A 1194-nucleotide genomic window follows, 5' to 3' on the forward strand; every position below is an offset into this window, starting at 1 on the left:
GGTTTGGTTTGCTGGCGTCCACGCAGACATCGGCGGCGGGTATCCAGAGGCTGAGAGTGCGTTATCGAAATATCCCCTTCTCTGGATGATTGAGGAGGCCGCAAAATGTGGACTCAATTTTGATCCGCAAATTGTAAGTCAACTTGCTTGGGGAATGCCGACGCCGGGCAATCCGTTTAGGCATACGGCCCCTGATGTCGCGGGCATTGGACATAATTCGATGACAGGCGCTTGGCGAGTGCTCGAGTATATCCCCAAGAGTGCAATATACAGAGAGTGGCCAGAGCGGAAATCGTTCCTGGGCCTCTATATTCCCGATTGCGAGCCGCGCGTCATCCCCGAGGGGGCGATACTTCACGAGTCGGTTATTGAGCGCATCAATGAACTGCCGAGTTACCGACCAATCAACATCCCGAAGACTTACGGCACTTTTCCACTTTCAGTTCCGCCGCGCCAAGCCGCCGCTTCGACTTAGCGAGTAACAAAAAGAACGAAGCGCGTCGGGAAATCGACGTACGTCACATTTTCCGTTTACTCGCCCCGGTAGCATCACCGGGAGGGGCATACCGTGGAGCACGCGCACAACACCGAAACCAAACCCGAGCCGAAACCTTGTCATCTGCGGCGTACGGCAACGAGACCCGAGACCAGATGCGCACGATCGCGCGCTGTCCGCATGGAAGAGAGGAGGACACGTGAAGAAATTCGAGTTCAGCATCATTGCGTCCGGTCTCGATCCTGCGGCGGAGGATTTCGAGCAGCGCTTCTATGATGCCGGCTGTGACGACGCGGCGATCGCCTTCCAGAAGGGCCACATCATCGTCGACTTCACCCGGGAGGCGAAATCAGTCGGCGAGGCCATCGTCACGGCGGTGCAGAACGTGCAGGCCGCCGGTGCCCGCGTCGATCGCGTCGAGCCCGACCCGCTCGTCAGCCTCTCCGATATCGCCGCCCGGACCGGAATGACGCGCGCGGCGATGACGCAATATTCCAAGGGACAGCGAGCCCGGGATTTTCCCGCGCCGGTCGCCCGCGTGACGTCCGACAGCCCGCTGTGGGATTGGGCGACGGTGGCAAAATGGCTGTTTCATCACGACAAGCTCAGCCGCGACGAGGCGATCGAGGCTGCCGCCGTGCGAGCGGCCAACGCGGCGATCGGATCGCGCACGGCCAGGCTCGAAGAGACCTTGAAGG

At 60.1% G+C, this 1194-nt stretch carries 2 protein-coding genes; both read left to right on the plus strand.

What is annotated here, in order from left to right:
- Positions 1–475, plus strand: a 475-nt coding sequence (locus tag AC1D00_RS41905) for a phospholipase effector Tle1 domain-containing protein (RefSeq protein ID WP_477014745.1), incomplete at its 5' end; no start/stop codon positions are given.
- 220 nt (positions 476–695) lie between these two features.
- Positions 696–1194, plus strand: a 499-nt coding sequence (locus AC1D00_RS41910) for a hypothetical protein (protein WP_477014746.1), incomplete at its 3' end; no start/stop codon positions are given.

The sequence above is a fragment of the Bradyrhizobium sp. P2_E8 genome, assembly GCF_056403875.1.